Below are 7,392 nucleotides of genomic sequence, written 5' to 3'. Positions count from 1 at the left end.
CATGGCTCCCCGGGGCATCGCGTAGGCTCTGCCCCAGCCACGACGTCTTTTCGCGGATGTAACGCCTCGTTATCGGCCGCGCAAAGTCTATCCTAGCGCGCGCGGGGGGCGAACTCAAGAGGGAGGCCGCGGGTTTCGGCTGGTTGCTCCTGGGCCGGTGAAAACTTGGCCTTTTGCATGGGTTGACGATGTTTTGCCTTAACGATCTGGCCAAGCTCTGCCCCAGCCACCGCCAAAGCGACGTCCATCACGGTGGGCCGGCGCTCGCAAGCTCGCTTGCCCCACCCTACGACGGCGGTACAAAACTGGGATATAACCTACTCGCGAACGACAACCGACGACGACTTGTGTTGAGCCGAAAGTTTCTGTCCCCCGCTTGTTTATCGGTTCTCGGCCTGGTCTGGCTGAGCTACTTGGCGGGCGCCGTGGTGATGTTTTTTCAGCTTCCGACTTCCGGGTTCGTGGCCCGGGCGCTGATCGGCGCCAGCGCTTGGCACGAGGGCGGCCGAGCGCCGCCGCCGCCGCCCGTGACCGGAGCCGGCCCGGTCGCCCGAGCGTCGATCGACCGACCGGCGGAGACCTACGACGGATTCACGCTTTACGCCTGTCTCGGTTCCAAGCAGACCAGCACTCAGGCCATGCTGATCGATATGCGAGGCGAAGTCGTCCACCGCTGGGCGGTGCCCTTCAGCCGCGTTTGGCCCAGCCCGACGCATCTCAACACCCGTGTGCCCGATTTGCTGTTTTGCTTTTACGCCTGCCACCTCTACCCCAATGGCGACTTGCTGGTGGTGTTTCACGGCAGGCACTCGCCGATCGGCTGCGGCCTGGCCAAGTTGGACAAAGATTCGAACGTCTTGTGGTCCTACGCCGGCCCCACCCATCACGACGTGGAAGTCGCCGACGACGGCACCATTTATGCCATCGAACAAAAGTCTGTGTACGACCTGCCGAAGGGGCTGGAAAGGATTGCCACCCCTTGCGACGTCGACGACCTGGTGGTGCTCTCGCCCGAGGGAAAGCCGTTGCGAGAGCCAATCTCGGTGCTGGAGGCGTTCCTGGACACGCCCTATGCCGATCTTCTGGAGTCGGTGCAATTGCCGGTACGGCGCCACACGCCGCCGTTCGGCGCGAGCATACCCAAGATCGAATACCAGTTCATGGTGGGCGATCCTCTGCACACCAACAGCGTGCGAGTGCTGGGCCGCGATGTAGCGGCCCAATTTCCGCTGTTCGAGGCCGGGCAACTGCTGCTTTCGATACGCGACCTGGCCGTGCTGGCGGTGATCGATCCCGCCTCGGGCAAAGTGGTCTGGGCGGCCCGCGGGCCGTGGTATGCCCAGCACGACGCGCACTTCCTGCCCAACGGCCACTTGCTGCTGTTTGACAACCTGGGCGCGGCCAACGGCTCGCGGGTGCTGGAATACGACCCGCAAACCCAGGCCTTTCCCTGGTCTTACGCCGGGCCGCCGGCAGACCCGTTTTATTCCAGCGAACGAGGCATGTGTCAACGCTTGCCCAACGGAAACACGTTGATCGTCAACTCGGAGGGTTTCGAAATTTTCGAGGTGACTCGCGAGAAGAACGTCGTTTGGTCGACGCGGGTGAGCGACTGCATCACCACGGCCAGGCGGTATGGCAGCCGCGAAGTCCCGTTTCTCTCGGACCGACCTCCGCGGCCGTGAGCGCTTTGCCAGGGCTTTTTGCTGGCCCGGATTATTCATGGCCCCACACTAACCCGAAGCGCAAGCGAGGCCGGGCAACGAACTTACCTCGCTTGCGCTTCGGGTTGGTGTGCGCGCAGCGTGCCCTGGAATCCGGGCTATCGCTACAATCCGGGCTAGCGCTACGGGGCCGGGGGTTGAAGCCCTGGGCGCTGCGTGGGCGAAACGAGCAACTCCGCCGCCTTGCGCCAACTTTTCGCCATTTCGTGATCGTCGAGCCGCTCCGACAACTCGGCCAGCCGGAAACGCATCGCCGCATCGGTCTCGGTGAGCGCTCGGCGGGTCAGCTCGCTTTGCTCCTCCAGCAGCTTCAAGAGCGTTTCCATCTCGTCGGCGTGCCGGGCGGCCAACTCCTCCTTGCCCAAATGGTGATAGGCCTGCACGAGCCGATAACGAAGGTTGTAGTCGGCCGGCTCCGCATCGACCGCCCGCTCCAAAAGAGCCGCGGCCTGAGGCACATCCCGCTTGGCCATGGCCAGCGTGGCCTTGACCGAGAGCGCGTGGGAGTTGTCCGGAGCCTGCTCGAGCGCGCGATCGACGTACTCCACGGCCCGCGCGAGTTCTCCTTTTGAATAATAGCACTCGGCCCGCAGGGTCAGGCAATCGGGAGTGTCGGCACAGGGACGCAGCGCGTCCAGCGCTTCATCCCACTCGTTGCGGTAAAAAAAACAGCGCGCCAATTCGAGGCGTACGTCTTGCGCGTCGGGGGGGGACGGATCGCGCCGCAGCGATTCTTGATAGGCTTCCACGGCGGCACCAAAGGCGAAGGCATCGCCGAGCACTTCCCCGCGCTCCCGATGGATGATTCCCAGCAGTCGATGCAGCCGGCCGTTCGACGGTTCGCGGAGGGCTACCTCCTCGAGGTGAGGTATGGCGGGCAAGTATAAGCCGAGCTCGTACAACACGACTCCCACCCAGCGGTGCGCCTCGACCTCGTGCGGATCGAGCTCCAACGATCGTTCCAGCAGGTTTAATGCCTCGCGCAACTGGCGATTTTCGTAACGGGCGCGGCCCAGCAGCGCCAACGCCAAGGCGCGGTCTTTATCGTCGTCCTCGACGGCGTCGCTGAGCTCCTCGATCGCGGCGTCGGTGCGTAGGAAGTCGTCGCGGTCCTTCGACATCAGCATCAACCAGCCACGCAGCAGCGAAGCCTGAGCTTGCAACCCGACGCTCGGCTCGATTGCCAAAAGCTGGTAGTTGACCTGTTCCACGTCGCTGGCCCGCAAGGAGCGCAGCGCGGTCTCGAAGCGCCGGTCCGGCGCACCAACCCCGACATACCATCCGCCGGCCAGGGCGAGCGCGGCACAGGGAGCAATCAGGCGAGTCAGTTTCATGCTTTCAATGTAAGCCGAGACCACAGGGGATTCAAGAGGGCCGTTCGCCCAGCTACTCGGTGATGTACAGCGGGTGATCGTCGCGCGTGCGGATGAGCCGCTGGACTTCGTTGTCACGCAAACGTCCCTCCCGGTCCAGGAGCAGGCGGGGTGGAAAATCGCGACGGGAGTCGGCCGCCCGCCGCTGCCAGCGCTCAACCGCTTCGCGCCGCGCGGCGATTCGCGCCGCCGCCGGCGCCCAAAAATCGTAATCGAGATGATCGCCCAGCTTTTTCAACGAGCGGGCGGCAATCAGCCGGACCGCCGAGTAGGGATCGTCCAACAGCCAAGCCAAGAACGGCGGCAGCCAGTCCTCGCCGGAAGCGTCGCGCGCCGCGGGCCATCCGCAAGACCACGCCACAAGCGCCCGCTGCACGGCATCGCCGCGCAACATCCACAAAATGGCCGCCGAAATGCCCTGCTGGTCTGCATCGAATTCAACCGGTTTCTGGCCATACCACTCGGAAAGCGTCTCCGCGCTCCAGGCCAGCGTTTGATCGAGGTGACAAAGATTGCAGGCGTTGGGACGGCCGGTCGCGAGTGCCGCTGCCATATTCGGGCTGCTGATCTGGTGGCTGCGGATGCCCTTCAACAAGGTGTAGGTGGTGTGCGGCATGTGACAGTTGTAGCACAGGCTGCCAGTCGAATTGGCCAGGTGATGGCTGTGTGTCTCGATCTGTTGGCGATACGACGAATGGCAGCGGTAGCAGGCTTCGTTGCCGTCCATGCCGGCCCCCAACTGGTCGTTGGGACCGCTGTCGTGCATCGAATGACAGTCCAGGCACGTCATGCCGCCTCGCTGATAGCAGGCCGATTCGACGAGCCCGTTGTACTCGCGCGCGACGCGCACCATGCCATCGGGCCAGAAGTTCGATTCGATCAACGCCGGCTGATCGTTCAACATCGCCTTCAATTCCTCGACGGGCATGTACGAGGGCGAGATCGTCACGAGCTTCTCGCTTAAATCGCCTCCCGGCCGATAATCGGGGCCAAACAGGAACCAATCTTGATAGAGTTGCGAGTTGGCGAACTTGACCATCCCGTGGCATTGGCCGCAGACCTGAGCGGAGCGGTCGGGCTTCAGGCGTTTAGGATTGACGATCGCGGCGTCAGCCGCGTTGTTTCCCGCACCGGGCCGCTGGCCCGATCGGTCTTGATAGGCTGCGATATGGGCTTGTCCCGGACCATGACACGCTTCGCAGGCGATGCCCAATTCGGCAACCCTCGTATCGGCGATATCGGCGATACGAGTGTGGAAATCGATTCCAGGCACGCCGTTGACGCTGTGGCAAGCAACACAATTCATGTTCCAGGTCGTGTTCCAGGACGTCGGACCGAGGGGCGCGCCGGGCGGGTCGCCGGGCGGGCTCAAAAAGCAGTCGGCACGCGGCACCCAGCGGCCCTGACCGTCCTCTTCGAGCAGCCACATCAGGGGGAGCTGATCGAGAAGATTGCTTCCGTCCCGGCACACCCAATAGCCCTGCATGTGGTGCGAACCCGTTGTCATGACGATGCGGCGTGTTTCCGTCGGCCCCGTTTCGTCCGTCGGCCCAGTCTCCTCCGTGGCCAAGGAAACGGGCCGCTTTTCGACCCAAAACTGGTCGTCGCGGCGCGTCATTCGCAACGTCCAGTCGCCCAGCGAAAACTCTTCGCCGTTGAACGGCGCCAAGACGGAGTCGACGTTGGCGGGTTGCGTCATCCGGCGATGATAGGTCTTGTGCCAACTGGCATGCTGCCGCGGATGACAAGATTGACAGGCCAAGGACGAAACGTATCCATCGTCCGTGACTGCTTTCGGCAAACCGTTAAGGGACCTAGATGAAGGCACCGAAACTTCTTTTCGGGCCGAATCTTCTTTTCGGGCCGAATCTTCTTTTCCTGGAGGCGGACGGTCCCACGACAGCCACCAACTGGCCGTCAGGCCGGCTGCCACGCAGAACAGTGCCGCGCACCACCCGCCAACTCGGCGCAACGACAAACCTTGCATCAAGATGGTGGTTAATCGCATGACGGCAATTCTGAGATTGGGCGCCGCCACCCCGACCTACCAGCCGCCGGCCAGGGCGAACGCGGCGCGAGGTGCAATCAGGCGAAACTGCTTCCTGCTTGCAATGTAAGCCGAGACCAAAGGGGATTCAAGAGGGCGAGAATGAGACATTTTCTCCCAAGCAAAAGCGGTGGCTGGGGCAGAGCTTGGCCTGGTACTCTCGGCCGCGCGAAGCAGCGTCATGTGCGTGAGCGCGGCACCGCTACTCGGTGATGTAGAGCGGGTGATCGTCGCGCGCGCGGAGAAGCCATTCGGCTTCGTCTTCACGCAAGCGTCCCTGCTGGTCCAGGAGCAGGCGTGGTGGAAAATCTCGATGGGAGCCGGCCGCCCGCCGCTGCCAGCGCTCAACCGCTTCGCGCCGCGCGGCCCTGCGCGCCTCCGGCGGCGCCAAAAAATCGTAGCTGAGATGATCGCCCAGCTTTTTTAACGAGCGGGCGGCAATCAGCCGGACAGCCGAGTAGGGATCCTCCAACAGCCACGCCAAGAACGGCGGCAGCCAGTCCTCGCCGGAAGCGTGGCGCGCCGGCGGCCATCCGCAAGACCACGCCACGAGGGCCCGCTGTACGGCATCGCCTCGCAACATCCACAAAATGGCCGCCGAAACGCCCTGCTGGTCTGCATCGAATTGAACCGGTTTGTGGCCATACCACTCGGAAAGTGTCTCCGCGCTCCAGGCCAGCGTTTGATCGAGGTGACAAAGATTGCAGGCGTTGGGACGGCCGGTAGCGAGTGCCGCAGCCATATTCGGGCTGCTAATCTGGTGGCTGCGAATGCCCTTCAATAAGGTGTAGGTGGTGTGCGGCATATGACAGTTGTAGCATAGGCTGCCACTCGAATTGGCCGGGTGATGGCTGTGCGTCTCGATCTGTTGGCGGTACGACGAATGGCAGCGGTAGCAGGCTTCGTTGCTGTCCATGCCGGCGCCCAACTGGTCGTTGGGATCGCTGTCGTGCATCGAGTGACAGTCCAGGCACGTCATGCCGCCTCGCTGATAGCAGGCCGATTCGATGAGCCCGTTGTACTCGCGCGCGACGCGCACCATGCCATCGGGCCAGAAGTTCGATTCGATAAACGCCGGCCGCTTGTTCAACATCGCCTTCAATTCCTCGATGGACATGTAAGAGGGCGAGATCGTCAATTGCTTCTCGCTTAAATCGCCTCCAGGTCGATAAGCGGGGCCAAAGAGCAACCAATCTTCATAGAATTGCGAGTTGGCGAGCCTTTTCATCGCGTGGCATTGGCCGCAGACCTGGGCGGAGCGTTCGGGCTTCAGCCGTTTCGGATTGATGATCGCGGCGTCAACCGCGTTATTTCCCGCACCGGGCCGCTTGCCCGATCTCTCTTGGTAGGCTGCGATATGGGCTTGTCCCGGACCATGACACGCTTCACAGGCGATGCCCAATTCGGCAACCCTCGTATCGGCGAGATCGGCGATACCAGGGTTGGGAGCGATTCCAGGCACGCCATTGACGCTGTGGCAAGCAACACAATTCGTGTTCCAGGTCGCGTTCATGGACGTTGGACCGAGGGGCTCGCCGCGCAGGTCGCCGGGCGGGCTCAAGAAGCAGTCCGCACGTGGCACCCAGCGGCCAGGACCGTCATCTTCGAGCAGCCACATCAGCGGGAGCTGATCGAGAAGATGGTTTCCGTCTCGGCACAACCAATAGCCCTGCATGTGATGAGAACCCGTGGTCATGACGATGCGGCGTGTTTCCGTCGGCGGAGTCTCCTCGGTTGCCAGCCGCTTTTCGACCCAAAACTGGCCGTCGCGGCGCGTCATTCGCAACGTCCAGTGGCCCAGCGAAAACTCCTCGCCGTTGAACGGCGCCAAGACGGCGTCGACGCTGGCGGGTTGCGTCATCCGGCGGTGATAGGTCTTGTGCCAACTGGCATGCTGCTGCGGATGACAAGATTGACAGGAAGAGGACGAAACGTATCCATCGTCCGTCACCATTTTCGGCAAACCGTGAAGGGCCGGAGCTGAAGACGCCGAATCTTCTTTTCGGGCCGAATCTTCTTTTCCTGGAGGCGGACGGTCCGACGGCAGCCACCAACGGGCCGTCAGGCCGGCTGCCACGCAGAACAGCGCCGCGCACCAACCGCCAACTCGGCGCGACGCCACACCTCGCATCAAGATGGTGATTAACGGCATGACGGCAATTCTGAGATTTGAGCTTGGGCAGCCCAGAGAACGCCCTCTGGATGCTTTTCAATATAACCAATCTCGCTTTCCACGTAACTAAGACCC

4 protein-coding genes are annotated in these 7,392 nt (G+C 62.6%); 1 reads left to right on the top strand and 3 read right to left on the bottom strand.

What is annotated here, in order from left to right; genetic code table 11:
- Positions 1 to 188 precede the first annotated feature (188 nt).
- Complete coding sequence (locus VNH11_01210; GenBank protein ID HVA44978.1) at positions 189 to 1,685, top strand: arylsulfotransferase family protein; 1,497 nt, start codon at positions 189 to 191, stop codon at positions 1,683 to 1,685.
- A 161-nt stretch (positions 1,686 to 1,846) separates the two neighbouring features.
- Here the strand turns inward: VNH11_01210 and VNH11_01205 are convergent, their stop codons facing one another.
- The 3 genes from VNH11_01205 to VNH11_01195 form a co-directional block, all read right to left on the bottom strand.
- Complete coding sequence (locus VNH11_01205; GenBank protein ID HVA44977.1) at positions 1,847 to 3,058, bottom strand: tetratricopeptide repeat protein; 1,212 nt, start codon at positions 3,056 to 3,058, stop codon at positions 1,847 to 1,849.
- A 52-nt stretch (positions 3,059 to 3,110) separates the two neighbouring features.
- On the bottom strand, positions 3,111 to 4,796 hold the full coding sequence (locus tag VNH11_01200) for a cytochrome c3 family protein (protein ID HVA44976.1): 1,686 nt from the start codon (positions 4,794 to 4,796) through the stop codon (positions 3,111 to 3,113).
- 550 nt (positions 4,797 to 5,346) lie between these two features.
- Complete coding sequence (locus VNH11_01195) at positions 5,347 to 7,005, bottom strand: cytochrome c3 family protein (protein ID HVA44975.1); 1,659 nt, start codon at positions 7,003 to 7,005, stop codon at positions 5,347 to 5,349.
- Positions 7,006 to 7,392 lie beyond the last annotated feature (387 nt).

The organism is Pirellulales bacterium (assembly GCA_035533075.1).
In the GTDB taxonomy this organism is placed as follows: domain Bacteria; phylum Planctomycetota; class Planctomycetia; order Pirellulales; family JAICIG01; genus DASSFG01.
This window is presented reverse-complemented; position numbering and strand designations above follow the sequence as displayed.